The sequence below is a fragment of the Enorma burkinafasonensis genome, from assembly GCF_902150035.1.
Lineage (GTDB): Bacteria > Actinomycetota > Coriobacteriia > Coriobacteriales > Coriobacteriaceae > Enorma > Enorma burkinafasonensis.
Window position 1 is genome coordinate 78788 of record NZ_LR597503.1, and the last position, 26251, is coordinate 105038.

Consider the following 26251-nt stretch of genomic DNA (forward strand, 5'->3'; position numbering starts at 1 on the left):
TGCGGCAACATGGGAAGGACGCAGCACATGCGCAAGTTCAAGACGGAGAGCAAGAAGCTCCTCGACCTCATGATCAACTCCATCTACACCAACAAGGAGATCTTCCTGCGCGAGCTCATCTCCAACGCGTCGGACGCCGTGGACAAGCTCAACTTCAAGAGCCTCACGGACGACTCGCTCGGCGTCAAGCAGGACGACCTCGCGATCCGCGTGAGCTTCGATAGGGACGCGCGCACCATCACGGTCTCCGACAACGGCATCGGCATGACGGCCGACGAGCTCGAGCGCAACCTGGGCACCATCGCGCACTCCGGCTCCGAGGAGTTCAAGGAGGCCAACGCCCAGAGCCAGGGCGACGCCGTGGACATCATCGGCCAGTTCGGCGTGGGCTTCTACTCCGCCTTCATGGTCGCCAAGAAGGTGCGCGTGGTGAGCCGCGCCTACGGCGAGGACGAGGCGCACGCCTGGGAGTCCGACGGCCTGGAGGGCTACACCATCGAGAGCGGCGAGCGCGCCGAGCACGGCACCGACGTCATCCTCACGCTGCGCGACAACGAGCCCGCGAAGCCGACGCAGCCCGGCGAGCCCGCGGAGCCGGGCGAGAACTACGACCGCTTCCTCTCCGAGTGGGAGCTCAAAGAGCTCATCCGCCGCTATAGCAACTACGTGCGCTACCCGATCCAGATGATGGTCACCAAGAGCCGCCAGAAGCCCAAGCCGGAGGACGCGGGCGACGACTACAAGCCCGAGTACGAGGACTACCGGGAGCTCGAGACCATCAACTCCATGACGCCCATCTGGAAGAAGCGCGCAAGCGAGGTCGAGCAGTCCGACTACGACGAGTTCTACAAGAGCACCTTCCACGACTTCGAGGCACCCGCGCGCACGGTGAGCTTCCACGCCGAGGGCCAGCTCGAGTACGACGCGCTGCTGTTCATCCCCGGCCGCGCGCCCTTCGACCTCTACAGCAAAGACTACGAGAAGGGGCTCGCGCTCTACAGCTCCAACGTCATGATCCAGGAGAAGTGCGCCGAGCTTCTGCCCGACTACTACAACTTCGTGCGCGGCATCGTCGACTCCGCCGACGTCTCGCTCAACATCAGCCGCGAGACGCTGCAGCACGACCGTCAGCTCCATGCCATCGCGCGCCGCATCGAGAAGCGCATCACGAGCGAGCTCGGCTCCATGCGCGACGACGACCGCGCGGCCTACGAGAAGTTCTTCGAGAACTTCGGCCGCGGGCTCAAGTACGGCATCTACGCGAGCTACGGCATGAAGGCCGACGACCTCGCTGACCTGCTGCTGTTCTGGAGCGCGCGCGAGCAGAAGATGGTCACGCTCGCCGAGTACGCCCGCGCCATGTCAGAGGGCCAGAAGGCGATCTATTACGCGGCCGGCGACGACCGCGACCGCCTCGCGAAGATGCCCGTCGTGACGGGCGTGCTCGCGCGCGGCTACGACGTGTTGCTCTGCACGCAGGACGTCGACGAGTTCACGTTCCAGGCCATGCGCGAGTACGTGGCGCGCGACATGCCGAAAGTCTATGAGGACGAGGCTGCGCGCGAGGCGGCAGAGAAGGCCGTGGCCGACGGCGCCGAGCCCGAGACCGAGGACCGTCACCTCGAGCTCAAGAACGTCGCGTCGGGTGACCTCGACCTCGCGACCGAGGACGAGAAGCGGGAGGCCGAGGAGGCCTCGAAGGAGCACGCCGACCTCTTCGAGGCGCTGAAGGAGGCGCTCGGCGACAAGGTCGAGAAGGTCGCGGTCTCATCGCGTCTGGTGGACGAGGGCGGCGCGCCCGCGTGCATCTCGACGGAGGGCCCGCTTTCGCTCGAGATGGAGAAGGTCCTGAAGCGCGGCCCCGAGGCCGATACCGAGGACCTGCCCCGCAGCCAGCGCGTGCTCGAGCTCAACGCCAAGCACCCCGTCTTCGCGAAGCTCGTCGCGGCGCAGGAGGCGGGCGATACCGAGAAGCTCGGCCTGTACGCGGGGCTCCTCTACGACCAGGCGCTCCTCGTCGAGGGCATCCTGCCCGAGGATCCCGTCGCCTTCGTGCAGAGCGTCTGCGAGCTCATGTAGCCGCAGGATAGGCCGATATTCGTCTTAGGATAGGGAGCGAGCGTTCTGCAAAGGGCGCTCGCTCAATGTCTCGAGCTCGCCGTTCCAGGTGCGGTTGAGGTTCACGCGCTGATCTTGAGAGCGATTGGTGGGGACGAGGAGGCCAGATCTCTGTGTCGGGGGGAAGGAGAAATGGTTCGCACGTTGGGCTGTTTGCAATGGTGACCATGTGCAAGCTGCGTCTCTGGAAGAAAGCATGCGCGGCCTCCTCGCTCAACCACCTAGGTAGCGACACGGGGTGCTGCTCTCCCGTTCGCTTGTGACCATTATGTCCGCCGCGGCACCGGACATAACATAAGAATGGCTTAATCTGCTTTGAAGCCATGATGAAACCGCTGGTCAACGACGCTTTTCGGCAGCACGCACCTCACGTATGACGCGTTCCATGGTCTCGTTGACGCGGTCGCGCTTGAGCTCGCACTCCCAGATGGTGATCGCGGTCCAGCCCTGCTCGGCGAGCTCGGCGAGGGCGCGGGCGTCGCGCTCGACGTTGCGGCGGAACTTCGCCTCCCAGAACTCCGTGTTGCGCTTGGGCGTCGAGGGGTGGCAGTGCGGGCAGCGGTGCCAGAAGCAGCCGTTCACGAAGATGGCGACCTTGCGGCCGGGGAAGGCGATGTCGGGGCGACCGGGCGCCTTCTTCCACTGCAGGCGGTAGCCCGTGAGGCCCGCAGCGCGCAGGCGCTGCCGCACGAGAAGCTCCGGCTTGGTGTCCGCGCGCTTGTTGCCCTGCATGGACTTGCGGATGGCGGCGCGGCGGCGCACCAGCTCGGTCTCGTCGGCCGAGAGGTCGGCGGTGTCGATCTTCTCCAGGAGTTTTGACCTTTTGCGGCCCGCTGCCGGCTGCCCGTCCTCGGCATCCGCCCCATCGGCGGGAGAGGCCGCGGCGAGCGCGCGGACCAGCTCGATGTCGGCGGGCATCCACGTGAGCTTGGCGAGCGAGGCGCGCTCGACCCAGCGGAGCTCGAGCTGCCGGTCGGAGCGCCGGGGCTCGTCGCCCTCGGCGATGCGGCAGAGGAAGCATTCCATGGAGAGGTGGAAGTCCTCGTAGTCGTACTCCACCGTGTAGAAGTCGCGCAGGTCGCAGATGCGCACCTGCAGTTCCTCGGCGAGCTCGCGCCGGCAGGCGTCGCGGGCGGTCTCGCCGCGCTCCACCTTGCCGCCGGGGAACTCCCAGAGGCCTGCCATCTCGCCGTAGCCGCGCTGGACGGCGAGCACGCGGTCGGATCCGTCGCCCGCCTTGATGATGCCGGCTGCCACGTGAACCGTACGCATGGGCCCTCCTCTCGCCTGTACCGCGCGCCGTCGTTTCACGACAAGCAAGCATATCAGATCGCGCACCTTACGAATTTGCAAGCCAACTGTAAGCCAAATCGATGGCTGCCCGCGGCCCGTCTTGCGACGATAGGGTTGCGAGCGGTGCGGCGTCCCCGACCGCGTCCGTCCACGCCCCGGCCGCACCCGCTCGCGCACGAGGTAAGCTAGGGCACAGGGAAAGGACCTAAGATGCCAGTGAATTCCAAGACATTCGCCCACTTCGCGCCGGGAGCCGCGCCCGCCGCGCCCGCAGGTGCGCAGCAGGGCGTACCCGCGGGCACCGCCGCGCCGGTGCTCGACGTGCGCCACATCGAGAAGGTCTACGGCAGCCGCAACAACGTGACGCATGCCCTGCGCGACGTCTCGTTCACCGTCGAGCGCGGTGAGTTCGTGGGCATCATGGGCGCCTCCGGCTCGGGCAAGTCGACGCTGCTCAACTGCGTCTCGACGATCGACGCGGTCACGAGCGGCAGCGTCCTCGTGAACGGTGAGGACATCACGCGCCTGAAGTCGCAGAAGCTCACCCGCTTCCGCCGCGAGCAGCTGGGCTTCATCTTCCAGGACTCCAACCTGCTCGACACGCTCACCGCGCGCGAGAACATCGCCCTGCCGCTCACCATCAGCCGCGTGGCGCCCAAGGAGACCCTGCGCCGCGTTGACGAGGTCGCCGGCCGCCTGGGCATCCGCGACACGCTCGCCAAGTACCCCTACCAGCTCTCGGGCGGTCAGCAGCAGCGCGTCGCCGCCGCCCGCGCGCTGGTGACCGACCCCGCCGTCATCATGGCCGACGAGCCCACGGGCGCCCTCGACTCAAAGAACGCGCGCCTTCTGCTCGAGTGCCTCGAGACCATGAACCAGAGCCTCAAGGCGACCGTGCTCATGGTCACGCACGACAGCTTCGCCGCGAGCTACACGCACCGCGTGCTCTTCATCCGCGACGGCCGCATCTTCACCGAGCTGCGCCGCGGCGGCTCCTCGCGCCAGGACTTCTTCGACCGCATCATGGAGGTCGTGGCCATGATGGGCGGGGAGGGTTCCGATGCTCTGTAAGATTGCGCTCGGCAACGTGCGCCGTGCGGGCAGGGACTATCTGGTCTACCTGCTCACGCTCACGCTCGCCGTCACGGTGTTCTACGCGTTCAACACCATCTCCGTCCAGGTGGACATCGCGGGCGTCTCCGAGCAGAACGCCGGCATGGGCGAGACGCTCGGCGGCATCATCTCCGGCCTCACGGTGTTTCTGGGCTTCGTGATGGGCTTTCTCATGGTGTACGCCAACAACTTCATCATGAGGCGCCGCAAGAAGGAGTTCGGTCTGTACCAGGTGCTCGGCATGAGCCGCTGGCAGGTGGCGCGCATCATGGCCATGGAGACGCTCTTCGTGTCGCTCGCCGCCCTGGTGCTGGGCGTGCTGTGCGGGCTCGGGCTCTCGTGGCTCATGGTGTTCTTCACGGCGGGCATCTTCAAGACGCAGATCGCCGACTTCCACTTCTTCTTCTCGATGAGCGCCTTCGTGCTCACGGTCGGCTGCCTCGTGGCGATCTTCCTGGTGACGCTCGTCTTCAACCTGCGCGTGGTGGCGCGGGCGAAGATCATCGACCTCATGAGCGCCAGCCGCAAGAACGAGACGGTGCGCGTGCGCAACCCGTGGCTCTCCGCCGTGGTGTTCGTGGTGGGCGCCGTCGCCATCGCGGTCGCGTACGCGCGCCTGCTGCACGACGGCCTGCCCTATGACGGCTCGGCTGACGGCATGACGAACTTCCTGGTCACGACCGTCACCGTCGTGGTGGGCACGATCCTTCTCTTCTTCGGGCTCTCGGGCTTTTTGCTCAAGGTGCTCCAGGCGGCGCGCGGACTCTACTGGCGCGGTCTCAACATGGTGACGCTCAGGCAGCTCGCGGCCAAGGTGAACACCGTGAGCTTCTCGATGGCCATGATCGCGATGATCCTCTTTCTGGCGATCACCTCTGTCACGGCGGGCATGTCGCTCGCGGGCGTGATGAACGAGAACGTCGAGCACGGCACGCCGGCGGACTACTCGCGCATCGTCACGTACATCGGCGAGCGCTCGGCGGCGGAGATGAACGCCATGGAGGAGCAGAACGGCACGGGCGCGCGCTACGCGCTGGCGACCGAGCCCATCGACGTGCTCGAGGCGAGCGCGCTCGACACCATCGATCCCGACGGGGCGGACGCGCGCCCGTTCGACCTGGCGTCGATCATCGGCCGCTCCGTGCAGCTGGACGTGTACGATTCCACGCCGGTGGGCCAGAGCGTGCCGCTCGTGACGCTGAACGGCCTGTGCGAGGCCGTCGGCATGCCGTTGCCGGCGGGCACGGAGTCGGCCGACGTGACTGGCCTGGGGCTCGGCGTCGCGAAGGAAAGCGACTACAACCGCTACCTGCGCTATCGCGGGCTCGACGAGGTCGACCTGGGCGAGGACGGCTACCTCATCACGTCCGACATGGGCGCCTCGGTGAACGATGTCTACAACGCGGTCATGGCCGATGGCGTGACGATCGATATCGCCGGACGTGTGTTGCATCCGGTGGCCGATGCGGTGGACCCGGAGGCGAGCGTGTTCCAGAACGCGATGATGGGCATGAACTCCGGTGTGGTCGTGGTGCCCGATGAGCTGGTGGAAAAGGCGGAGCTTCCGCTCTATTGGAGCTATTTCTTGGGCGACTACGCAGATGGCGTCTCGACCGAGGAGGGCGACGCCTACGTGAGCGCGCACCGCCGCTACGGCGACCTCACGGATGGTGACGGCGCGGTCGTGGCGCTCTGGGGCATGGAGGCGACCCGCACCTCGACCTACGAGAGCGTTGACTCCATGAACGGCCTCATCTCGTATCTGGCCATCTACATCGGCTTCGTGCTCGTGGTTGCGTGCGCCGCGATCGTGACGATCCAGCAGCTATCGGGCGTGGCCGATGCGAGCGGCAACTACCGCATCCTCTCCGAGCTGGGCACCGAGCGCCGCGACATCGCGCATTCCGTGCTCGCGCAGCAGACGGTGTTCTTCGTGTTCCCGCTCGTGCTGGGCATCGCGCACTCGTGCGTGGCGCTCTCGGTGATCATCGACCTCGTCGAGCTCTTCGGCGGGTTCTCGATCGGCGGGGCGGTGGGCTTCACGGCGCTCATCTTCGTGGTGGCCTACGGCGGGTACTTCTTCGTGACCTACCTCATGAGCAAGGGTATCGTCGGCGAGGTGGTGCGCGTGCGCAACAGCCACTAGACCTATCCGGCGCGCTTTAACGGCAGACGGCCCGAGGCTTGAGCCTCGGGCCGTCTCGCGCTGCAGAGGGGAGATGAAGGGAGGGAACTTCTCTGCAGCTTGGGGGCTTCGCGCTAGACCGACGCCGCGTAGGGGCGGATCGGCCAGCTCTGGTATGACGTGAGGTGGGCGTCCTGCGGCGAGGCGCCCGCGGGCGCGTTCCCGGCGTTTGGGGCCGTCGCGTTCGCTTTGCGCAGGAACGCCTGGTAGGCGCGGCGCAGGTTCGTGCGCTGGTCCTCGGCGCGGCTGCGCGGGGTGCGCATGCGGGTCACGCTTCCCGAGGCGTACGGGTAGACCTTGGGCGCGCCGGTGCGCACCGAGGCCTCGGCTGCCGTGAAGGGGGCGACGCGATCGCGCGGGCGTTCGGGCCCAGGCTTCGCGTTCTTGTGCGAAAGATGTTTGTGCGAGCGATGCATACGATGTGCTCCCGTTCTGTGTCGCCGGCGTCGCGCCTCGTGCGGTGCCCAGCCGGCGGTCGTGTATCGAATGCCATTGGATATGTACCTCGCGGGCGCAGATTTAGTCTGCGTTCACGACGAACACACGGATTTCGGGGCGTCCCTTCGGGCGCATTGCAAACTCGTTGCGGAATTCGGTGTGAGAAACGGCGCGGTACGGGATAGCTCCCATACCGCGCCGTGATTACCTGGGGTTTTGTTGAGCGCAAAATGGGCTTGCGGGCACCAGCGGAGAAGTTCGCACCGAATACCGCAACGAATGCGCGGGGCTCGGTGCGCAAGGCCCCCTTGCCCGCCCGTGCTTCGCGGCAGAGTGCCGCTACGCCCCGCGTTCCTTGCCCGCCTCATCGGCGCTTTCGTTCTTGGGTAGCCGTCCCGCGCGCTTCAGGGCGTCGCGCAAGATCCATTCCGCCTGGCCGTTGGCGCTGCGCATCTCGTCATCTGCCCAGCGCTGGACGGCCTCCCAGATCTTGGGATCGATGCGAAGCGGATACTGTTTGCGTGCCATGCCATCAACTACTTACGTAAAACCGCACCGGTTTCCAGGCCAGCTCGTGGTGAGCTCTGGCGGCGCGGAAAGCGATCTCCGCGCCGCCCGGGAAGTCTAGTACAGCGAGCCGGCGTTCACGATGGGCTTCGCCTCGGACTCGCCGCAGAGCACGACCATGAGGTTCGAGGCCATCTGCGCCTTGCGCTCCTCGTCGAGGTCGATCTTGCCGTGCTGGCCGAGCTCGTCGACGGCCATCTCCACCATGGTGACCGCGCCCTCGACGATCTTCTTGCGCGCGGCGATGACGGCCTCGGCCTGCTGGCGGCGCAGCATCGCCTGGGCGATCTCGGGGGCGTAGGCGAGGTGCGTCAGGCGCGCGTCATCGATGGCGACGCCGGCGGTCGCGAGGCGCTGCGTGAGCTCGTGCTTGAGCGCGGTCGAGACCTCCTCGATGTTCGAGCGCAGCGTGATGGAGTCCATGGAGTCGCTCGAGTCCTCGGCGTGGTCGTAGGCGTAGATGCTCGCCACGTGGCGGAGCGCCGTCTCGGCCTGCGTGGCCACGAACTGCTCGTAGTTGTCGACGTCGAAGAGGGCCTTCGCGGTATCGGCCACGTGCCACACCACGACATTGGCGATCTCGATGGGGTTGCCCATCTTGTCGTTGACCTTCAGGATCTCACCGTTCAACGTGCGGGCGCGGACGGAGATCTTGGTGGAGAGGGCGGATGAGGCCTTGGTCGCGGTCTCGATCTGCTTGCCGAGCGAGAGGCCAGACTTGCTGATGACCTCGGCCGTGGCGTTTTCCGCGGCGCTGTTGGAGCCCATGGACCGGCTGTAGAACGGGTTCGCCCAGCGGAAACCCTCGTCGCGCACGGTGCCCTTGTAGTCACCGAAGAGGATGCACACGCGCGCCTGGCCGGGCTGCAGGGTGAAGAATCCGCTGACGGGAATCCAGATGAGGCAGAAGGCCGCGATGCTGATGCCGAGGCCCCAGCCGCAAAGCGGGCTGGTGGCGACACCGGCCTCGTCGGCGGAGGCGAGCCCGATGACGCTCCAGATGAACAGGGCGATGATCGCCACGAAGCCGATGCACACGACGGCGAGCATCCCCCAACCGGATGCGGCCTTGATCTTCTTCTCCACGCTCATGGAAGTTCCTTTCAAGAACGCGCCCGCGTTTGCGTGACAGCCCGGACGCCGCCCCGTGGTGCTTCGGGAAGGGGCGCTCCCGCACGGATCGCGGCTGCGATTCGATGATTGCATTGTGATATCACATTGCGATCATGTCAACGACCGTTCACCGATTCGGCGAGCGGCCGCGACAAACAAAGTTTGTTACAGATAACTTAGATTTGGGTCGCGCTGAGCCCCATTAGCAGTCCTTGATGTGATACTCTTTCGCAGAGGAATTTTTCTCGGTGAACGGTTGGAATTTCGGCGTGAACGTAGGCATTTGCCCTACGTGTTGGTTGGTAGGGCACGACGCGGTTCCGGCCGCTCACAGTCGTCTCGTGCCATGCGCTCCGTCGGACCGCCTTCATGCGGGAAAGCATAAGCGCGCCGTAAGGCGCACGTTCAAGGAGCGTGGTTACACGATGCAGGAAGCATGGGAAGGCTTCGAGGGCGGCACATGGACCGGTGAGGTCGACGTCCGCGACTTCATCCAGCGCAACTACACCCCCTACGAGGGCGACGAGTCGTTCCTCGCGGGTCCCACCGAGCGCACGACGCAGCTGTGGGACTACGTCATGGGTCTGCTCACCAAGGAGCGCGAGCAGGGCGGCTGCCTCGACATGGACACCAAGACGGTCACGGGTATCGTGAGCCACCCGGCCGGCTACATCAACAACGAGCACCCCGAGCTCGAGACCATCGTCGGCCTGCAGACCGACAAGCCGCTCAAGCGCGCGCTGCACGTCAACGGCGGCATCCGCATCTCCGTGCAGGCCGCCGAGCAGCACGGCTACCACATCGATCCCGACGTGGTCGAGAACTACACCTACCGTCGCAAGACCCACAACCAGGGCGTCTTCGACGTGTACACCCCCGAGATGCGCGCCTGCCGCTCGGCCCACATCATCACCGGTCTGCCCGACGGCTACGGCCGCGGCCGCATCATCGGCGACTACCGCCGCGTGGCCCTCTACGGCATCGACTACCTCATCAAGGACAAGGAGGCCCAGAAGGCCTCCACGCCCAAGGTCATGACCGAGGACAACATCCGCGACCGCGAGGAGCTGCAGGAGCAGATCCGCGCCCTCGGCGAGCTCAAGATGATGGCCGACTTCTACGGCTTCGACATCTCCGGCCCGGCGAAGAACACGCAGGAGGCCATCCAGTGGATGTACTTCGCGTACCTCGCCTCCGTCAAGGAGCAGAACGGCGCCGCGATGTCCATGGGCCGCACCTCGACCTTCATCGACATCTACGCCGAGCGCGACCTCAAGCGCGGCACCTTCACCGAGGAGCAGATCCAGGAGTTCGTGGACCACTTCATCATGAAGCTCCGCATGGTCAAGTTCGCCCGCACGCCCGAGTACCAGAACCTCTTCTCCGGCGACCCGCAGTGGGTCACCGAGTCCATCGGCGGCATGGGCGTCGACGGCCGCACGCTCGTCACCAAGACCGCCTTCCGCTACCTGCACACGCTCGAGAACATGGGCACCTCGCCGGAGCCCAACCTCACCGTGCTCTGGTCGAAGAACCTGCCTCAGGCCTTCAAGGAGTTCTGCGCCAAGACCTCCATCGCGAGCTCGTCGATCCAGTACGAGAACGACGACCTCATGCGCGTCTACCACGGTGACGATTACGCGATCGCCTGCTGCGTGTCCTCCATGCGCATCGGCAAGGAGATGCAGTTCTTCGGCGCCCGCGCGAACCTCGCCAAGTGCCTGCTCTACGCGCTCAACGGCGGCGTGGACGAGGTCTCCAAGAAGCAGGTCGGGCCCAAGTACCGCGCGGTCGAGGGCGACACGCTCGACTACGACGACGTCATGGCCAAGTACAACGACATGATGCAGTGGCTCGCCGGCGTGTACGTGAACTCGCTGAACATCATCCACTACATGCATGACAAGTACTGCTACGAGCGCATCCAGATGGCCCTGCACGACAAGCACGTGCACCGCTGGTTCGCCACGGGCATCGCCGGCCTCTCCGTCGTGGCCGACTCGCTCTCCGCGATCAAGTACGCCAAGGTCCACCCCATCCGCGACGAGCAGGGAGTCATCGTGGACTTCGAGATCGAGGGCGACTTCCCCAAGTACGGCAACGACGACGACCGCGTCGACCAGATCGCGCACGACGTGGTGCACCAGTTCATGGAGTACATCCGCATGAACGACACGTACCGCAACTCGGTGCCTACCACGTCGGTGCTCACCATCACCTCCAACGTGGTCTACGGCAAGAAGACCGGCGCCACGCCCGACGGCCGCAAGGCCGGCGTGCCGTTCGCCCCGGGTGCCAACCCCATGCACCGTCGCGACACCCACGGCGCCATCGCCTCGCTCTCGAGCGTGTCCAAGCTGCCGTTCCGCGACGCGCAGGACGGCATCTCCAACACGTTCTCGATTATCCCGGGCGCGCTCGGCAAGGAGGACCAGGTGTTCTTCGGCGACATCGACCTCGATGGCGTCACCTTCGAGAACCCCGCGCCCAACTGCGCCGACTGCTAACGACGGTTCCGATTCGCGGTGATGGGGCTTTTCCCGCCACCGCATCCGGGGCATGAGTTCCCGTGTCCCGGGAGTAATGCTATTATCTAAGTAGCAATTAACGCATGAAGGAGGATCCCATGCAGGTCAAGGACGTTTCCCAGGCTCAGGCCGACAATCTGGTCAACATGATCGACGCGTACGCCGAGAAGGGCGGCCATCATCTCAACGTGAACGTGTTCAACCGCGACACGCTTCTCGATGCCCAGCAGCATCCCGAGAAGTACCCGCAGCTCACCATCCGTGTCTCGGGCTACGCGGTGAACTTCCACAACCTCACCAAGGAGCAGCAGGACGAGGTCATCAGCCGTACGTTCCACGAGGGGATGTAGGTCGGCCGCATAGCCTTCGATCCCATCGAACGAGCATGCTTCGAAACGGGCGCATCCATAAGGGTGCGCCCGTTTTTTCTCGACGCGGAGGGGACTCGCGCATCTTGGCGGTGGTTCCGCGTGAGCAATTCGAGTAGCCGGACTCGGCGCACGGCGATAACCTGACCATTTTGCGAAGCGGATTCTGGCTTTCGGCCATAGACCCGAGATCGGCCACCGCCAAGACGCTCGAACCCCTCGCTGCATGGCAGCCTCACGAAAGCTCAAGTAAGAATACTGTGGGTTTTCCAGGACGGGCTGGGTATATCGCGTTGTGACGTGAGCAAAACCGCAGGTGAGAACGATTTCCCTTTTGCTTTTACTCGCAACGAAGCCGATAACCCACAGTATTCTTACCTGAACTTGGACAACGGCATCCACGGGGCCGCCCGGCGTGGGCTGAACGGGAGGGAATGCCCCCGCATAAGGCTGTTTCGTTCAGTTTTTCCGCCGTTTGCGCGGCGGTGGTTTGGATGGAGTCCGTGCGGATTCTCCCATACCGTGTTAAGCGAAGGGAGGACGACATGACCGTCTACGATGCGGACATCATCGAGCGGATCCTGCTTGAGAGCGGAATAACCCCCACCGATCTCGCGGAACGGCTGCGTGTGAGCACGCGCACGCTGCGCGACCGCATCCACCGGGTCAACGAATCGCTCGACGGCGTCGCGCGCGTCCATTTCTCGCGCAGCCGTGGCGGTTACGTGCTCGACGTCACCGACCATGCCGCGTTCGAGGCGTGGCGCGAGCGCGTGCGCACGCTCTCCCAGGACGATCCGGCCTCCTCGGCCGACAGCCGCTGCGCCTATCTCCTGAACGACCTGCTTCTGCGCAACGACTGGATCACGCTCGACACCCTTGCCGAGATGCTGTTCGTCTCCCGTGCGTGCATCTCCGGGGACCTGAAGCGCATCGAGCCGGTGCTCGCCCATTACAACCTGAGCCTCGAGAAGCGCCCCCGCTACGGGATCCGCGTGACCGGCTCGGAGATGGGCCGCCGGCTCTGCCTGGCCGAGGCGACCGTTCGTCGCATGACGAACCGCGATGACGCGGGGGACACCTTCGACCGCGCGTTCGAGCCCCTGCTCGACGCGGTCTCGGCGTGCGTGGACGAGGTGCTGGAGCGCGAGTCGTTCGCGGTGAACTCCCTTTCGTACCAGAACCTGCTCGTGCACATCGCCATCGCCGTGCTGAGGATCCGGGGCGGCAACGCCATGCCGCAGGGCTCCCTGCCCGCGTCGGCCGCGGCCGGCACGCGCGAGCGCGCCGTCGCCGAGCGCATCGCCGAGGCCGTCGCGCGCGACCTCGACGTCACGCTGCCCTCGAGCGAGATCGGCTACATCGCGATCCATCTCGCCGGCAAGCGCGTGCTCTACGAGGACCAGGTGAGCCAGGAGTCCACCATCATCACCGACGAGATGTGGGACCTCGTGGGCCGCATGATCGACGTGGTCTGGCGCGTGTACAGGTTCGACTTCCGCGACGACGTCGAGCTGCGCATGAACCTCGCGCGCCACATGGTGCCGCTCTCCGTGCGCCTGACCTACCACATGCATCTCGAGAACCCGCTGCTCGACGACATCAAGAGCCGCTTCCCGCTCGCGTACTCTATGGCGGGCGAGGCGGCGTGCGTGCTCGCGGACTCGTACGGCTACTACCCCTCCGAGCACGAGCTCGGCTACATCGCGATGGCGTTTGCGCTTGCGCTCGAGCGGCAGCGCACCGAGCAGGCCCACAAGCGCATCCTCGTGGTGTGCGCCTCGGGCATGGCGAGCGCGCGCCTTCTGGCCTTCCGCATCAAGGAGGAGTTCGGCAGCAAGCTCGGCTCCATCAGGACCTGCAACGCGGCGGAGGTCGCCGACCAGGACTTCGACGAGATCGACTACGTGTTCACGACGGTGCCGCTTAGCGCGCCCGTGCCGGTGCCGGTGCGCGAGATCACGCTGCTTCTGACCGACGCGGACCGCGAGCTCATGCGCAACGTCCTCGAGGGCGCGCCCGACGACCTCGGGACTTACTTCCCGCGCGGCCTCTTCTTCACGCACCGGCGCTTCGCGAGCAAGGACGAGGCGATCTCGTTCCTCTGTGGCGAGCTGCGCCGCGCCCGCCCCGACGAGGTGCCCGAGACCTTCGAGGAGCTCGTGTGGAAGCGCGAGGAGGCGGCGCCCACGTCGTTCGGCAACGACGTCGCCCTGCCGCATCCCCTGGAGGCGGTGAGCACGTCCACGTTCGCCGCGGTCGCGCTGCTCGACGAGCCGCTCGAGTGGGGGACGGGCACGGTGCGGGCGATCTTCATGCTCTCGATCTCGCGCCTGCCCGAGGCCAAGCTCGACGGCTTCTACCGGCCGGTCGCGCGCCTGCTCAACGACGGCGACGCGATAGCGCGCCTGGTGCACGCCCAAACCTATGACCAGCTCATGGCCGAGCTGAGCGCATAACCGCAACGGAACGTATCGAGGGGAACCAGAGGAAAGGAGCGACAGATGGAAAACAACGAAGAGCTCGTGATGAAGGCGTTCGAGATCATCGCTTGCGTGGGCACTGCGCGGAGCCAGTACATCGAGGCCATCCACGCCGCCAAGGACGGTGACTTCGATCGCGCCGAGCAGCTCATGAAGGAGGGCGGCGAGGCCTTCCTCGAGGGGCACGACGCCCACACCCGCCTCGTGCAGCAGGAGGCCGCCGGCGACCCCGTCGCCATGACGCTCATGCTCACGCACGCCGAGGACCAGCTCATGAGCGCCGAGGGATTCAAGATCATCGCCGAGGAGATGATCGATCTGTGCCATCGCGTCGACGTGAAGCTGCGCGAGCAGTAACCGAGGACCGGAGACCATCCGGCGCCGGACGCGCCGGTCTCAGATAACCGCCCCAGTGAGAAAGGAACCACCGTGGAGGCGTTTTCCAATTTCATCGAGCAGAAACTGATGCCCATAGCGGCGAAGATCGGCTCGAACCGCATCCTGACCATCATCCGTAACGCGATGTGCGTCTACATCGCCCTGCTGATCGTGGGCTCCATCAGCATCCTTCTGACGAGCTTCCCGGTCGAGGCGATCGCCAACGTGCTCGCGCCGGCCGTGCCGTTCTTCAACGCGGTCTACAGCTGCACCACGGGCATGATGGGCCTCTTCACCGCGGCGAGCATCGCCTACTACGCCGCCGTCGAGTACAAGACCGACATGTTCACGAGCGTGCTGACCTCGGTCGCCGCGTTCATCGTGACACAGTTTTTGGCCGACGGCACCCTCGACGTGTCCGGCCTGGGCTCCAACGGCCTGCTCACGGCCATGCTCGTCGGCTTCGTGACCGTGGCGATCATGCGCTTCTGCGTCGATAAGAACATCGTCATCAAGATGCCCGCCGGCGTGCCGCCCGCGGTCGGCGACTCGTTCACCTCGCTCATCCCGGCCGCTCTCGTCGTGTGCCTGTTCGCGCTCATCACCATCGTGTTCAACATCCGCATCAACGACATCCTGGGCATCGTGTTCTCGCCGCTCGCCATGGCCGTCAACACCCCGCTCGGCTACGGCATCTATCACGCCCTGTGCGGCCTCGTGTTCTTCTGCGGCATCAACTCCGCCGTGGTCATCGGCGTCGTGCAGCCGTTCATCATGCAGATGGGCGCTGCCAACGAGGCCGCCTACCTCGCCGGCGAGGCTCTGCCGTACTCCGTGACCTACGCGACCGATTCCATGATCTGGGCCGGCGGCACCGGCATGACCATCGGCCTCGTGATCCTCATGTGCTTCATGGCGCGCAGCGCCCAGTACAAGACCATCGGCCGCATGTCCGTGATCCCCGCGATCTTCAACATCAACGAGCCGGTCATCTTCGGTACGCCGATCTGCTTCAACCCGATCTTCTTCATCCCGTTCGTGTTTGCGCCCGGTATCATGGCGTTCCTCACCTTCCTGTTCACCGACATGGGCCTCATCGGCGCCCCCGTGGTGGGCATGGTGCCCTGGACGCTTCCGCCCATCGCCGTCGGCATCTTCATGGGCGCCGGCAACATCACGAACATCATCTGGTCGATCATCTGCGTGGTCGCCCCGATCGTGATGTACTACCCGTTCTTCCGCATGGCCGATAAGGCTGCCTACCAGGAGGAGCTCGAGGCCGCTGAGGCCGAGAAGGCCGCCGAGGGCGCCGAGGGCGCCGTCGAGAAGGCCGAGGCGTAGGGCCATGGCAACGCGTACGTCGCACGCACCGGGCAAGAACGCCTTCCCCGCGGACTTCATGTGGGGCGGCAGCATCGCCGCGCACCAGTGCGAGGGCGCCTACGACGAGGGCGGCAAGGGCCTCGCGATGATGGACCTCGTGTCCAGCGGAGCGGTCGACACCCCGCGCCACATCTCGCGCGCGTTCGAGGAGGGCTACACCTACCCCTCGCACACGGGCATCGACTTCTACCATCGCTACAAGGAGGACATCGCGCTCTTCGCCGAGATGGGCTTCAAGGCGCTGCGCATCTCCGTCGACTGGAGCCGCATCTACCCCAACGGGGACGACGCGGAGCCCAACGCCGAGGGCCTGGCCTACTACCACGCGGTGGTCGACGAGCTCATCGCGCACGGCATCGAGCCCATCGTGACGCTCTACCACTTCGAGATGCCCGTCTCGGTGGTGCGCCGCTATCACTCCTGGCTCAGTCGTGAGACCATCGAGCTCTACCTGCGCTTCGTGCGCACGGTCGTGGAGTCGCTGCGCGGCAAGGTGCGCTACTGGTCCACGTTCAACGAGATGAACCATATCGACCCGATGAGCTCGGCGACCGATATCTTCATCTACATGATCACGGGCCTCACGAACGCCGACCTCACCGACCGTCGCCGCGACCTCGCGACGCTCGGCTACTACATGACGGTGGCGAGCATCCGCGCGGTCAAGCTGATCCACGAGATCGACCCCGAGAGCAAGGTCGGGTGCGTCTTCGGCATCACGCCGATGTACCCCATGAGCTGCAAGCCGGCCGACGTGCTCGCGGCGTTCAAGGGCATGGACCGCGACTTCTACCAGATCGACGCCATGTGCCAGGGCCGCTTCCCGACCTACAAGCTGCGCGAGTACGAGCGCGCGGGCATCGAGCTCGACTACCGGCCCGAGGACGAGGAGGCCTTCGCGGCAGACTCGCTCGACTGGATCGGCATGAACTACTACTCGAGCGAGGTCATCGAGGCCGGCGTCTCGGCGGAGGGGGAGAGCGGCGCCTTCTTCGGCGGGCTCAAGAACCCCTACCTCGAGCAGTCGCGCTGGGGCTGGACCATCGACCCCACGGGTCTGCGCTACCTGCTCAACTACGCCTACCGTCGCTACGGCCTGCCGCTCATGGTGACCGAGAACGGCATCGGCGCGCTCGACACGGTGGCCGAGGACGGCGCGGTGCACGACGACTACCGCATCGCGTACCTGCGCGAGCACATCGGTGCCGTGATGGACGCGGTGCGGCTGGACGGCGTGGACTGCCGCGGGTACCTTATGTGGGGACCGATCGATCTGGTGAGCGCCACCACGGGCGAGATGCGCAAGCGGTACGGCTTCATCTACGTCGATAAGCAAGACGACGGCTCGGGTACCTACGCCCGCAGCCGCAAGGACAGTTTCTACTGGTTCCGTGAGGTCACGGAGTCGAATGGAGGGACGATACGATGACGAACATTCTTCTGGTCTGCGCCGCCGGCGCCTCGACGAGCATGCTCGCCGACAAGATGCAGAAGGAGGCTGCCTCCCGCGGCCTCGAGGTGACGGTCCGCGCCGTCGCCGAGCAGCAGGCCGCGCTCGAGGGCGGCGACGCCGACGTGGTGCTCGTGGGTCCGCAGATGCGCTTCAAGGTCGATTCGATCAAGGCCATGTTCCCCGATAAGCCGGTCACGGACATCGACATGCGCGCCTACGGCATGATGGACGCGCCGAAGGTGCTCGACACGGCGCTTGGCCTTATCGGCTAGGGTCGCGGGCAGCTCGGGGGCTCGCGCCTCACGGCGCAGGTTCCGGACCGGGCAGCATGCGTGCCCGATTGACATCGCTTTGCAGGCGGGAGCGCCCCTATGGGCGCTCCCGTTTTGCGCTTCGGGCATCCTTCGAGAAGGCCCTTCGCGGGCTCGCGGGAGGTTCGCGCGTCTTGGCGGTGGTCTGTCGCGATTCCTGTTTATAGACGGCAGATGGAGCCGGAGGAACCTGCTGGTAGAAGCTGTGACGTTCTCGGGCCTGCTCGCCAGGTTGCGCGGCAACCACCGCCAAGACGCGCGAACGTGCCCAAATCCGGTGCATGCGATGCGACACGCTGCTATGCTAGTCCACGGATAGCGATTCTGAGGGCGCCCGGCCGGCGCGGAACGGGGATACCATGGCGAACATCGACCTTGATACGCTGGATGCCGGCGTGCGCTCGCGCTTTCCGCTGGGGCGCGTCCACTCGCTCGAGTCGATGGGCACGGTCGACGGGCCGGGGATCCGCCTCGTCGTGTTCGTGCAGGGTTGCCCCATGCGCTGCGCCTATTGCCACAACCCCGATACCTGGGCGGCCGACGCCGGCACCGAGGTCTCGGTCGAGCACATCGTCGAGCTCTTCGAGAGCAACCGGCAGTTTTACCGCAACGGCGGCATCACGGTCTCGGGCGGCGAGCCGCTGCTGCAGCCGGAGTTTCTGGCGGCGCTCTTCGCCGAGATGCACGCCCGTCCGCAGGGGCGGGTCCACACCTGCCTTGATACCTGCGGATACGCGTTCGACCCTAAGCACCCGGAGCACGTCGCCGCGGTGCTCGACGAGTGCGACCTGGTGCTTCTGGACATCAAGCACGCCGACCCCGAGCGGCACCGCGAGCTCACGGGGCGCCGCCCGGAGCGCATCCTCGCGTTCGGGGACGAGCTCGCGCGGCGCGGCGTGAAGACCGTGATCAGGCACGTGGTGGTGCCCGGCTACACGGATACGGTCGAGGAGTGCGAGCGCCTGGGCCGCCTGATCGGGCGCTGGCCCAACGTGGCGGGGCTCGAGATGCTGCCCTACCACACCATGGGCGTGACGAAGTACGAGCAGCTGGGCATCCCGTACAGGCTGGAGGGCGTGCCGCAGATGGACAAGGCACGCATTCCGGAGCTGCGTGCGGCGGTGCTCTCCGGCATGCGGGAGGCGCACCGCGGCGAGCGGCTATAATTGCACGCGGACAAATGCGCATGACACGGGAGGAGAGGGGAGCCATGGCGCTCACGGTCGCGATCATCGGTGCGCTCGAGAAGGAAGTCGCGCAGGTATACGAGACGCTCGAGGAGCACTCGCAGGTCGATGAGGCGGGCCTTACCGTCTCGCGCGGGCAGCTGGGGGCGGTTTGCGTCGTCGCCTGCACCGCAGGTATGGGCACGGTGAACGCCGCCGCGGCGACCCAGCACCTCATCAGCGCGTACGGCGCCGACACGGTGATCTTCTCCGGTATCGCGGGCGGCCTCAACCCGGCGCTGCATACAGGCGACGTGGTCATCGGCGAGCGCCTGCGCTACCTGGATACCGATACCGCGCTCATCGCCGAGTCCGCCCCGGGTCTCGAGGAGTTCGCCTCGACGGGGCACCTGGTCGCGCTCGCGGAGGAGGAGCTCGCCGCGCAGGGCTTCTGCCCTGTGGGCGCCACCGATGCCTCCGAGCGGCCGGCGGCCGAGGCGATCGATGGGTGCCCCCGCTACCTGCGCGGCACGATCGCGACGGGTGACCGCTTCGTCACGGGTAACGCGATGCGCGCTGCCGCGATCGAGGCGACGGCTGCCGACTGCGTCGAGATGGAGGGTGCCGCCGTCGCGCACATCGCCGCGAAGAACGGCGCCGCGTGCCTCGTGCTGCGCGCGATCTCCGACAACTGCGACGAGGAGTACGACGCGCTCTCGCAGCGCGAGTTCGACCTCGACGAGTACGCTCGCTCGGCGAGCGCGCTCACCCTCGGTATCGTGCGCCGCCTGGAGGCGGAGGCGCGGTAGCGCCCGCGGGGTTCCCGCGGTACCGCACCGTCCCGACCACCCTGAGCCCGAAAGGACCCATCATGGCAGATTCCATCAACTACCAGCTCGCCCGGTTCGTCGCGAGCTACGGCGAGGTGTCGCAGATTCCGCCGTCGACCCGCCCCGAGGTCTCGTTCGTGGGCCGCTCGAACGTGGGCAAGTCGTCCATCATGAACAAGCTCTTCGGCCGCAAGGGCCTGGTCAAGGTCTCGAGCACGCCGGGCAAGACGAGCAACGTGAACTTCTTCGAGGCCGATGGCGTGCACTTCGTCGACCTGCCCGGCTACGGCTTCGCCCAGCGCTCGAAGGCCGAGCGCGGCCGGTGGGCCCGGCTCATCGGCGACTTCTTCGAGTCGGAGCGCAGCTTCAACCTCGTGGTCTCGCTCGTCGACATCCGCCACGACCCGAGCGCGCTCGACCACCAGATGATCGAGTTTCTGCAGGAGGGCGGGTTCTCGTTCGTGGTCGCCCTCACCAAGGCCGACAAGCTCAGCCGCAACCAGCAGGCGAAGCAGGCGGCGGCGATCAAGCGCCAGCTCACCGTGCCCGCGGAGGACATCATCGTCACGAGCTCCCAGAGCGGCCTGGGCATCGACGAGCTCAAGCGCCGCATCGAGGCCGCCTGCCTCGATTGATGCGACCCCCGCTCGATTGAGACGTGGTCGCGTCGCGAGCAACGTCGCGCCTACAAGAGCGTCACGATAACGCGGGAGATGGTGGAGAAGCGTTCGTGCTGTTCGATAGCTACGGAAGCGCCGACTAGATCAGTTTAAGCGCCATACGATGTGTGCCCGGTAGATGCGCAAAGCCGAAATACTCGTAAAACGACGCGGCCTCCTCGCAGCTGGGATCGACGATAAGCGCCCGCGCTCCGGCTAGGTGAGCGACTTTCATGGCGTTTTGTATGGCGTCACGGAGAAGCGAGGCGCCCAAGCCCATGCCTTTGAACCGTTTGTCTACGCCCAGCATACCGAGAAGTACCGAGGGAACCTGTTCGGGGGCGTTGCGTGCAAACCAGCCGCCGTGAATCTCGGAACGAGCGACCGCATGCGTGCTTAAAGAATAGAAGCCTGCGATTTCATCACCGCTGCGCACCACATATAAAACAGCGGTTCCTCGCTTGCGCGCCGATGCGGAGTGGAGGCGCACCCAATCGTCGACGATCCTGTCGCCACAACAGAAGCCTTCGATGCCGACGCCAGACGGAAGCTGCTCGGGCGGTTGGAACGCAGTCATTCCCAGACCGCCTTCGAGGTAAGGAGCTTTTTCGTGGCGTCGGGTAGGGGGGCATCGAGCATGTTGCAGAACGTATCGAACGCTTCGGGTGAAAGGTAGGTCATCGTTGAGTCGCTAATATCGCGCTGGGCATTTTCATCAAGGTGGGTAGTCGCCCACTGGGTAAGCGTTTTGCCCGTAAGCTCTGCGGCACGTTCGTAACTCGCGCGCTGGCGCTTTGTGAGGCGCAGATCCATGCGGTAACTCTTTTCCTCTTTTGCCGATGCGGCGATAGGCGCTGTGCGCATCATGAGCCTCCATTCAAGGACTGCCTTTAAAGCAAGTGTACGAAAAAAATCCGTACATATCAAGGATTCGTCTTAGTATCCAGTTCAGCATCGAGAACTGCGACGAATCATCCGCTCATCTATCATCGCGTCATTCTTGCGTCTTGTCTTGAGTGGTTCGGGCTTTTTCTGGGGTGCGAATGAGGCTCAAAGCTCACCCCCGGTGGCCGCCGCGGTTGGCCTCGCGTCCCTGGCCGGCGCGGTTGCGGCCGGCTGCGTTGCCGCCGCGTTTGCTGCCTGCGCCCTGCGCGTCAGAGCGCTCGCCGGAGCCTTTGCGCTTCGCGCGGCCGGTGCGTGCCCCGCTCTCCGCCCCGCGCCCGGACTCCCGCGTCGCAGACGAGGACGAGCCGCCGCGCTGCCCGGACGCCCCCGCGTGCTTGCCCGACTTCACCCCGTGCGGCCGCACGGGCCGGATGAGGCACCGGGGCCCGTAGCCGATCAGGTCCTCGCGCCCGGCCTTCTGCAGCGCCTCGCGCACCAGGTCGTAGTTCTCGGGCTTGCGGTACTGGATGAGCGCGCGCTGGAGCGCCTTCTCGTGCGCGGTCTTGGGCACGTAGATGGGCTCCATGGTGCGCGGGTCCACGCCGGTGTAGTACATGCAGGTCGACATCGTGGACGGGGTGGGGTAGAAGTCCTGCACCTGCTCGGGCATGTAGCCCAGGTCGCGGCAGTACTCGGCGAGCCCCACGGCCTCCGTGAGGGTGCTCCCCGGGTGGCTGCTCATGAGGTACGGCACGAGGTACTGGTCGAGCCCCAGCTCGCGGTTCATGTCGCGGTAGGCGGCGACGAAGCGGTCGTAGACGGCGCGGCCCGGCTTGCCCATGACCGAGAGCACCGCGTCGCTCACGTGCTCGGGCGCGACCTTGAGCTGGCCCGAGACGTGGTGCGCGCAGAGCTCGCGCAGGAACGTGCGGTCGGGGTCGGGGTCGGCCATGACGTAGTCGAAGCGGATGCCGCTGCGCACGAAGACCTTCTTCACGCCCGGCAGCTGACGCAGCTCGCGCAGCAGCTGCACGTAGTCGGTGTGCGAGACGTCCATCTGGCGGCAGACCTCGGGCCACAGGCAGCGCCGGTTCACGCAGGCGCCGTGCGTGAGCTGCTTTTTGCACGCGGGCTGGCGGAAGTTCGCCGTGGGGCCGCCCACGTCGTGGATGTAGCCCTTGAAGTCGGGCTCCTGCGTGATGCGGCGCGCCTCGGCCAGGAGCGAGGCGTGGCTGCGCGTCTGCACGATGCGCCCCTGGTGGAAGGTGAGCGCGCAGAAGCTGCACTCGCCGAAGCACCCGCGGTTCGAGATGAGGCTCATCTTGACCTCCTTGAGCGCGGGCACGCCGCCGGCCGCCTCGTAGTCGGGGTGGTAGGAGCGGGTGTACGGCAGGTCGTAGGCCTCGTCGAACTCGGCTTGGCTGAGCGGCTTCGCGGGCGGGTTCTGCACCACGTAGACGTCGTGCGGGTAGGGCTCCACGAGCCGCTTACCGCGGAACGGGTCCATGTTGCGGTACTGCTCGTTGAAGCTTCTGGCGTAGACGAGGCGATCGGCCTCGAGCTCGTCCCAGCTGGGCAGCACGAGGGCGTCGTAGACCTCGTCGAGCGAGCGCGTGCGGTAGACGGTCCCGTCGACGTAGGTGACCTGCTCGATGGGAAGGCCCGCGTCGAGTGCCTCGGCCACCTCGATGACGGGCCGCTCGCCCATGCCGTAGATGATGAGGTCGGCCCCGGCGTCGAGGAGCACGGAGCGCTTGAGGCGGTCTTGCCAGTAGTCGTAGTGCGCAAGGCGCCTCAGGCTCGCCTCGATGCCGCCCATGATGATGGGGGTCTGCTTGAAGGTGCGGCGGATGAGGTTGCCGTAGACCACCGTGGCGTGGTCGGGCCGCGCGCCCGCCCGCCCGCCGGGGGTGTAGGCGTCGGTGCGGCGCCGGTGCTTGGCCACGCTGTAGTGGCTGACCATGGAGTCCATGTTGCCGGCTGAGACCAGAAACGCGAGCCGCGGCTCGCCGAGCGCGGCGATGCTTTCGGGGTCGCGCCAGTCGGGCTGGGCGATGATGCCCACGCGGTAGCCGTGCGCCTCGAGCAGGCGGCATATGATGGCCGCGCCGAAGCTCGGGTGGTCGACGTAGGCGTCGCCGCACACGTAGACGAAGTCGCACCGGTCCCAGCCGCGCTCGTCCATGTCCGCGCGGCTCACGGGCAAAAAGTCCGCCCGCGTGAGCCCGAGCGCGGAGGGGCCGTACGCGTCGCGGGGCGCAGGTGCCCTCTTTGCGGCATGGGCTTTCGCGGCGCTCCCGCCCGCGTTGCCGTGTCCACCGGTGCCGGGCCGCGACGACGCGACCCGCTTCTTTCCGGAACGTCCCGAACGCCCCTGTGCCTCTGGCTTGCGTGCCATCGATCCCTCTTCTCTCGTCGCCTCACCCATTGTCGCATGTCCTCATCGGATAAGGGGCCGCGCCCTCCTTTTCTCCTCATGCTAACGACGGTGGCGCCAAGGGGGCCTATAGTCGCAAGATGGATAGATGCGGCGCGCGGCGCCGCCGGGATGGCATCGTTTGGGAAAGGCGGCATGCGATGGACGCGAAGGAGCTTGCGCTTGAGAAGCACGCGGCGTGGCGGGGCAAGATCGAGGTCGTGAGCCGGGTCGAGCTGCGCACGCCCGAGGACCTCGCGGTCGCCTACACGCCGGGCGTCGCGGAGCCCTGCCTGAAGATCGCCGAGGACCCCGAGCTCTCCTACACCTACACGCGGCGCGGGAACCTCGTCGCGATCGTCACGGACGGCTCGGCGGTGCTGGGGCTCGGCAACATCGGCGGGGTCGCGGGGATGCCCGTCATGGAGGGCAAGTGCGCCCTCTTCAAGGCCTTCGCCGACGTCGACGCCTTCCCGCTGTGCCTCGCGACCAACGATGTGGACGAGATCGTCGAGACCGTCTGCACCATCGCGGGCAGCTTCGGCGGCATCAACCTCGAGGACATCGCCGCGCCGCGCTGCTTCGAGATCGAGCGGAGGCTCAAGGAGCGGCTCGATATCCCCGTGTTCCACGACGACCAGCACGGCACGGCGGTCGCCGTCTGCGCCGCGCTCATCAACGCGTGCCGCCTCACCGGGCGCGCGCTTCAGGACGTGCGCGTCGCGATCTCGGGCGCCGGCGCGGCGGGTATCTCGGTCGCCGCGCTCATGCTCGACCTCGGCGTGCGCGACATCGTGCTCTGCGATATCGCGGGCGCGCTCTATCGGGGCAAGGAGGGCATGAACCCGGCGCAGGCCGCGATGGCGGAGCGCACCAACCCGCGCCGCGTGACCGGCGGCCTCGCGGAGGCGATGGCCGGCGCCGACGTCTTCGTGGGCGTCTCGGTGGCGGGGATCGTCTCGGGCGACATGGTGCGCGCGATGGCGCCTCGCCCGATCGTCTTCTCGCTCGCCAACCCCGTGCCCGAGATCATGCCGGCAGACGCGCTTGCGGCGGGCGCCGCCGTCGCCGCGTCGGGCCGCTCGGACTTCCCCAACCAGATCAACAACGTGCTCGTGTTCCCCGGCGTGTTCCGCGGGGCGCTCAACGTGCGCTCGCGCGACATCACGGGCGGCATGATGGCGGCCGCGGCCCGCGCGATCGCGGGGCTCATCGATGCGGATACGCTCGCGGCGGACCATATCATCCCGTCGCCCTTCGATGAGCGGGTGTGTCCCGCGGTCGCCCGGGCGGTCGCGGACGAGGCGCGCGCGGAGGGCCTTGCGCGCTGCTAGTGCGCACGGGTTCAGGAGGCGGCGTGCCGCCTGAGGGGCGGTCGCCGGGGCATCACCCGGTTGTCGCCGGCGCCGAGCTACCTGTGCGGGTCGCCCTTGTGCCCGCGCGTGCCGCGCTTGTCGCGCTGGAGCGCGCGATGGCGCACGCGTTGCGGCAGGTCGAGCACCGGGTCCTCCTGCGGGGTCTCGGGCACCTCGGTGGGCAGCGGCTCGTCGACGGCCTCGCGGTGGAAATTGCCCACGAAGTCCTCGGTCTTCATGATGTTGATCACAGCATGGGGGTCGACGGTGCGCACGAGCTTGATGATGTCGCCCGCCTCATACGACGAGACCACGGTGTTGAGCAGGCTCATCGGGCGCCCGCTGTAGCCGCCCACGCCGTCGGCGCGGAAGAGCCCGTGGTGGAAGCTCGCCGTGTAGGTCCGGCAGACGAGCTCGGGGTGCTCGGTCGTGATCTGCAGCGTCACGCGCTCGTAGCGGTGGTAGAAGCTGTCGATGGTCTTCGTGGAGAGGAACTGGAACACGATGGAGTACGCTGCGTACTCCCACCCGAAGATCGCACCGAAGATCGCGAGCACCATGCAGTTGCCCGCGAAGACGTAGCCCCAGATGGTCTTGCCCGTCTTGTTGGAGACCATGAGCGCGATGAAGTCGGTGCCGGCGGTGGAGGCGCCGCTCTTGAGCGCGAGCGAGATGGCCATGCCGTTGAGCACGCCGCCGAACAGCACGATGAGCGCGGTGTCGTCGAGCAGCGGCTTGAACGAGCAGAACTGCAGAAAGCAGCTGGCGAGCACCACCTGCAGCATCGAGAAGAGCACGAAGCGCTTGCTGATGGAGCGCCAGCACAGGATGGCGACGGGGAAGTTGAGCGCGAGCATGCCGAGCTGCGTGGGGAACGAGAACCCCACGAGCGAGGTCACGCGGTCGATGAGGATCGCGACGCCCGTGAAGCCTGACGAGAGCAGCCCGGCAGGGTTGATGAACGCCTGGATGACGAAGGCTTGGAGCAGGGCGGACATGAAGACGCTGCAGAGCGTCACGAGGCGGCGCACGAACACGTAGCGGCCGAGGTGCTTGACACGGGCGATGCCCTCGGTCGCGGGCTCCACCTTGGCGGGGCCGGTGCCGTCTCGGCTCAGGGGCGGCTCCGGGGGTGTTTGCTCATCGGGCATCGGTCGGTCCCTCCATCGGGTTCGCGTGCGCCATCACCATAACGCGAACCGATGCGGT

At 66.3% G+C, this 26251-nt stretch carries 22 protein-coding genes; 14 read left to right on the top strand and 8 right to left on the bottom strand.

Annotation, left to right across the window (positions count from 1 at the left end; translation table 11 throughout):
* The first annotated feature begins 27 nt into the window (after nt 1-27).
* Nucleotides 28-2079: a molecular chaperone HtpG gene (htpG, locus tag FS885_RS02800; RefSeq protein WP_144743489.1), complete on the top strand. Its 2052-nt coding sequence runs from the start codon at nt 28-30 to the stop codon at nt 2077-2079.
* 378 nt (nt 2080-2457) lie between these two features.
* Here htpG and vsr read toward each other — a convergent pair whose 3' ends face one another.
* On the bottom strand, nt 2458-3390 hold the full coding sequence (gene vsr / locus FS885_RS02805; RefSeq protein ID WP_144743490.1) for a DNA mismatch endonuclease Vsr: 933 nt from the start codon (nt 3388-3390) through the stop codon (nt 2458-2460).
* Between the two features lie 231 nt (nt 3391-3621).
* Between vsr and FS885_RS02810 the strand changes: the two genes are divergently transcribed.
* Complete coding sequence (locus FS885_RS02810) at nt 3622-4482, top strand: ABC transporter ATP-binding protein (protein ID WP_144743491.1); 861 nt, start codon at nt 3622-3624, stop codon at nt 4480-4482.
* Nucleotides 4472-6670, top strand: a complete 2199-nt coding sequence (locus tag FS885_RS02815; RefSeq protein WP_144743492.1) for an ABC transporter permease — start codon at nt 4472-4474, stop codon at nt 6668-6670. The genes FS885_RS02810 and FS885_RS02815 overlap by 11 nt, the downstream gene beginning before the upstream one ends.
* A gap of 113 nt (nt 6671-6783) precedes the next feature.
* Here the strand turns inward: FS885_RS02815 and FS885_RS02820 are convergent, their stop codons facing one another.
* From FS885_RS02820 to FS885_RS02830, 3 genes are all read right to left on the bottom strand, one after another.
* Nucleotides 6784-7125, bottom strand: a complete 342-nt coding sequence (locus tag FS885_RS02820) for a hypothetical protein (RefSeq protein ID WP_246060743.1) — start codon at nt 7123-7125, stop codon at nt 6784-6786.
* A 361-nt stretch (nt 7126-7486) separates the two neighbouring features.
* Nucleotides 7487-7675, bottom strand: coding sequence for a type II toxin-antitoxin system antitoxin (locus FS885_RS02825; protein ID WP_144743493.1), 189 nt, complete (start codon nt 7673-7675; stop codon nt 7487-7489).
* 96 nt (nt 7676-7771) lie between these two features.
* Nucleotides 7772-8806: an SPFH domain-containing protein gene (locus tag FS885_RS02830; RefSeq protein WP_144743494.1), complete on the bottom strand. Its 1035-nt coding sequence runs from the start codon at nt 8804-8806 to the stop codon at nt 7772-7774.
* A 446-nt stretch (nt 8807-9252) separates the two neighbouring features.
* Here FS885_RS02830 and pflB point away from each other — a divergent pair, with 446 nt between their 5' ends.
* The 10 genes from pflB to yihA all read left to right on the top strand — a co-directional run bounded on the left by pflB (nt 9253) and on the right by yihA (nt 20362).
* The gene (gene pflB, locus FS885_RS02835; RefSeq protein WP_144743495.1) at nt 9253-11334 is read left to right on the top strand and encodes a formate C-acetyltransferase; all 2082 of its coding nucleotides are present in this window, start codon (nt 9253-9255) and stop codon (nt 11332-11334) included.
* 119 nt (nt 11335-11453) lie between these two features.
* Entirely contained in the window at nt 11454-11705 is a 252-nt protein-coding gene (gene grcA3 / locus FS885_RS02840; RefSeq protein WP_144743496.1) for an autonomous glycyl radical cofactor GrcA3, read from the top strand.
* Nucleotides 11706-12268: 563 nt separating this feature from the next.
* Complete coding sequence (locus FS885_RS02845) at nt 12269-14182, top strand: BglG family transcription antiterminator (RefSeq protein ID WP_186365753.1); 1914 nt, start codon at nt 12269-12271, stop codon at nt 14180-14182.
* A gap of 45 nt (nt 14183-14227) precedes the next feature.
* On the top strand, nt 14228-14563 hold the full coding sequence (locus FS885_RS02850) for a PTS sugar transporter subunit IIA (RefSeq protein WP_144743498.1): 336 nt from the start codon (nt 14228-14230) through the stop codon (nt 14561-14563).
* A 72-nt stretch (nt 14564-14635) separates the two neighbouring features.
* Nucleotides 14636-15925, top strand: coding sequence for a PTS sugar transporter subunit IIC (locus FS885_RS02855; protein ID WP_144743499.1), 1290 nt, complete (start codon nt 14636-14638; stop codon nt 15923-15925).
* Nucleotides 15926-15929: 4 nt separating this feature from the next.
* The gene (locus tag FS885_RS02860; RefSeq protein ID WP_144743500.1) at nt 15930-17396 is read left to right on the top strand and encodes a glycoside hydrolase family 1 protein; all 1467 of its coding nucleotides are present in this window, start codon (nt 15930-15932) and stop codon (nt 17394-17396) included.
* Nucleotides 17393-17692 carry a PTS sugar transporter subunit IIB gene (locus tag FS885_RS02865; protein ID WP_144743501.1) on the top strand — a complete coding sequence of 100 codons (300 nt, stop codon included), beginning with the start codon at nt 17393-17395 and terminating at the stop codon, nt 17690-17692. The genes FS885_RS02860 and FS885_RS02865 overlap by 4 nt, the downstream gene beginning before the upstream one ends.
* A 398-nt stretch (nt 17693-18090) precedes the next feature.
* Nucleotides 18091-18897 carry a pyruvate formate-lyase-activating protein gene (gene pflA / locus FS885_RS02870; protein WP_144743502.1) on the top strand — a complete coding sequence of 269 codons (807 nt, stop codon included), beginning with the start codon at nt 18091-18093 and terminating at the stop codon, nt 18895-18897.
* Between the two features lie 44 nt (nt 18898-18941).
* Entirely contained in the window at nt 18942-19706 is a 765-nt protein-coding gene (gene mtnN / locus FS885_RS02875; RefSeq protein WP_144743503.1) for a 5'-methylthioadenosine/S-adenosylhomocysteine nucleosidase, read from the top strand.
* 62 nt (nt 19707-19768) lie between these two features.
* Nucleotides 19769-20362: a ribosome biogenesis GTP-binding protein YihA/YsxC gene (yihA, locus tag FS885_RS02880; RefSeq protein WP_144743504.1), complete on the top strand. Its 594-nt coding sequence runs from the start codon at nt 19769-19771 to the stop codon at nt 20360-20362.
* Nucleotides 20363-20486: 124 nt separating this feature from the next.
* On the opposite strand, the gene FS885_RS02885 is transcribed toward yihA, so the two are convergent.
* The 3 genes from FS885_RS02885 to FS885_RS02895 form a co-directional block, all read right to left on the bottom strand.
* A complete protein-coding gene (locus FS885_RS02885; protein ID WP_144743505.1) occupies nt 20487-20963 on the bottom strand; it encodes a GNAT family N-acetyltransferase in 477 nt (158 codons plus the stop codon).
* Nucleotides 20960-21253 carry a type II toxin-antitoxin system TacA family antitoxin gene (locus tag FS885_RS02890; RefSeq protein ID WP_186365754.1) on the bottom strand — a complete coding sequence of 98 codons (294 nt, stop codon included), beginning with the start codon at nt 21251-21253 and terminating at the stop codon, nt 20960-20962. Before FS885_RS02890 ends, FS885_RS02885 begins: the two co-directional genes overlap by 4 nt.
* Nucleotides 21254-21443: 190 nt before the next feature.
* On the bottom strand, nt 21444-23669 hold the full coding sequence (locus FS885_RS02895) for a YgiQ family radical SAM protein (protein WP_186365755.1): 2226 nt from the start codon (nt 23667-23669) through the stop codon (nt 21444-21446).
* A gap of 179 nt (nt 23670-23848) precedes the next feature.
* On the opposite strand from FS885_RS02895, the gene FS885_RS02900 reads away from it, so the two are divergent.
* Nucleotides 23849-25021 carry an NAD(P)-dependent malic enzyme gene (locus tag FS885_RS02900; protein WP_144743506.1) on the top strand — a complete coding sequence of 391 codons (1173 nt, stop codon included), beginning with the start codon at nt 23849-23851 and terminating at the stop codon, nt 25019-25021.
* 77 nt (nt 25022-25098) lie between these two features.
* Here the strand turns inward: FS885_RS02900 and FS885_RS02905 are convergent, their stop codons facing one another.
* Nucleotides 25099-26193 (bottom strand): YitT family protein, encoded by a 1095-nt coding sequence (locus FS885_RS02905; protein WP_144743507.1) that lies wholly within the window; start codon nt 26191-26193, stop codon nt 25099-25101.
* Nucleotides 26194-26251 lie beyond the last annotated feature (58 nt).

Bases quoted from the DNA above. Each gene is read 5' to 3' on its own strand.
- FS885_RS02890 (WP_186365754.1), bottom strand. From the start codon at position 21,253: ATGATGCGCACAGCGCCTATCGCCGCATCGGCAAAAGAGGAAAAGAGT.
- FS885_RS02845 (WP_186365753.1), top strand. From the start codon at position 12,269: ATGACCGTCTACGATGCGGACATCATCGAGCGGATCCTGCTTGAGAGC.
- FS885_RS02820 (WP_246060743.1), bottom strand. From the start codon at position 7,125: ATGCATCGCTCGCACAAACATCTTTCGCACAAGAACGCGAAGCCTGGG.
- FS885_RS02905 (WP_144743507.1), bottom strand. From the start codon at position 26,193: ATGCCCGATGAGCAAACACCCCCGGAGCCGCCCCTGAGCCGAGACGGC.
- FS885_RS02815 (WP_144743492.1), top strand. From the start codon at position 4,472: ATGCTCTGTAAGATTGCGCTCGGCAACGTGCGCCGTGCGGGCAGGGAC.
- FS885_RS02860 (WP_144743500.1), top strand. From the start codon at position 15,930: ATGGCAACGCGTACGTCGCACGCACCGGGCAAGAACGCCTTCCCCGCG.
- FS885_RS02810 (WP_144743491.1), top strand. From the start codon at position 3,622: ATGCCAGTGAATTCCAAGACATTCGCCCACTTCGCGCCGGGAGCCGCG.
- pflA (WP_144743502.1), top strand. From the start codon at position 18,091: ATGGCGAACATCGACCTTGATACGCTGGATGCCGGCGTGCGCTCGCGC.
- grcA3 (WP_144743496.1), top strand. From the start codon at position 11,454: ATGCAGGTCAAGGACGTTTCCCAGGCTCAGGCCGACAATCTGGTCAAC.
- mtnN (WP_144743503.1), top strand. From the start codon at position 18,942: ATGGCGCTCACGGTCGCGATCATCGGTGCGCTCGAGAAGGAAGTCGCG.
- FS885_RS02850 (WP_144743498.1), top strand. From the start codon at position 14,228: ATGGAAAACAACGAAGAGCTCGTGATGAAGGCGTTCGAGATCATCGCT.
- pflB (WP_144743495.1), top strand. From the start codon at position 9,253: ATGCAGGAAGCATGGGAAGGCTTCGAGGGCGGCACATGGACCGGTGAG.
- FS885_RS02885 (WP_144743505.1), bottom strand. From the start codon at position 20,963: ATGACTGCGTTCCAACCGCCCGAGCAGCTTCCGTCTGGCGTCGGCATC.
- FS885_RS02900 (WP_144743506.1), top strand. From the start codon at position 23,849: ATGGACGCGAAGGAGCTTGCGCTTGAGAAGCACGCGGCGTGGCGGGGC.
- FS885_RS02830 (WP_144743494.1), bottom strand. From the start codon at position 8,806: ATGAGCGTGGAGAAGAAGATCAAGGCCGCATCCGGTTGGGGGATGCTC.
- vsr (WP_144743490.1), bottom strand. From the start codon at position 3,390: ATGCGTACGGTTCACGTGGCAGCCGGCATCATCAAGGCGGGCGACGGA.
- htpG (WP_144743489.1), top strand. From the start codon at position 28: ATGCGCAAGTTCAAGACGGAGAGCAAGAAGCTCCTCGACCTCATGATC.
- FS885_RS02895 (WP_186365755.1), bottom strand. From the start codon at position 23,669: ATGGCACGCAAGCCAGAGGCACAGGGGCGTTCGGGACGTTCCGGAAAG.
- FS885_RS02825 (WP_144743493.1), bottom strand. From the start codon at position 7,675: ATGGCACGCAAACAGTATCCGCTTCGCATCGATCCCAAGATCTGGGAG.
- yihA (WP_144743504.1), top strand. From the start codon at position 19,769: ATGGCAGATTCCATCAACTACCAGCTCGCCCGGTTCGTCGCGAGCTAC.
- FS885_RS02865 (WP_144743501.1), top strand. From the start codon at position 17,393: ATGACGAACATTCTTCTGGTCTGCGCCGCCGGCGCCTCGACGAGCATG.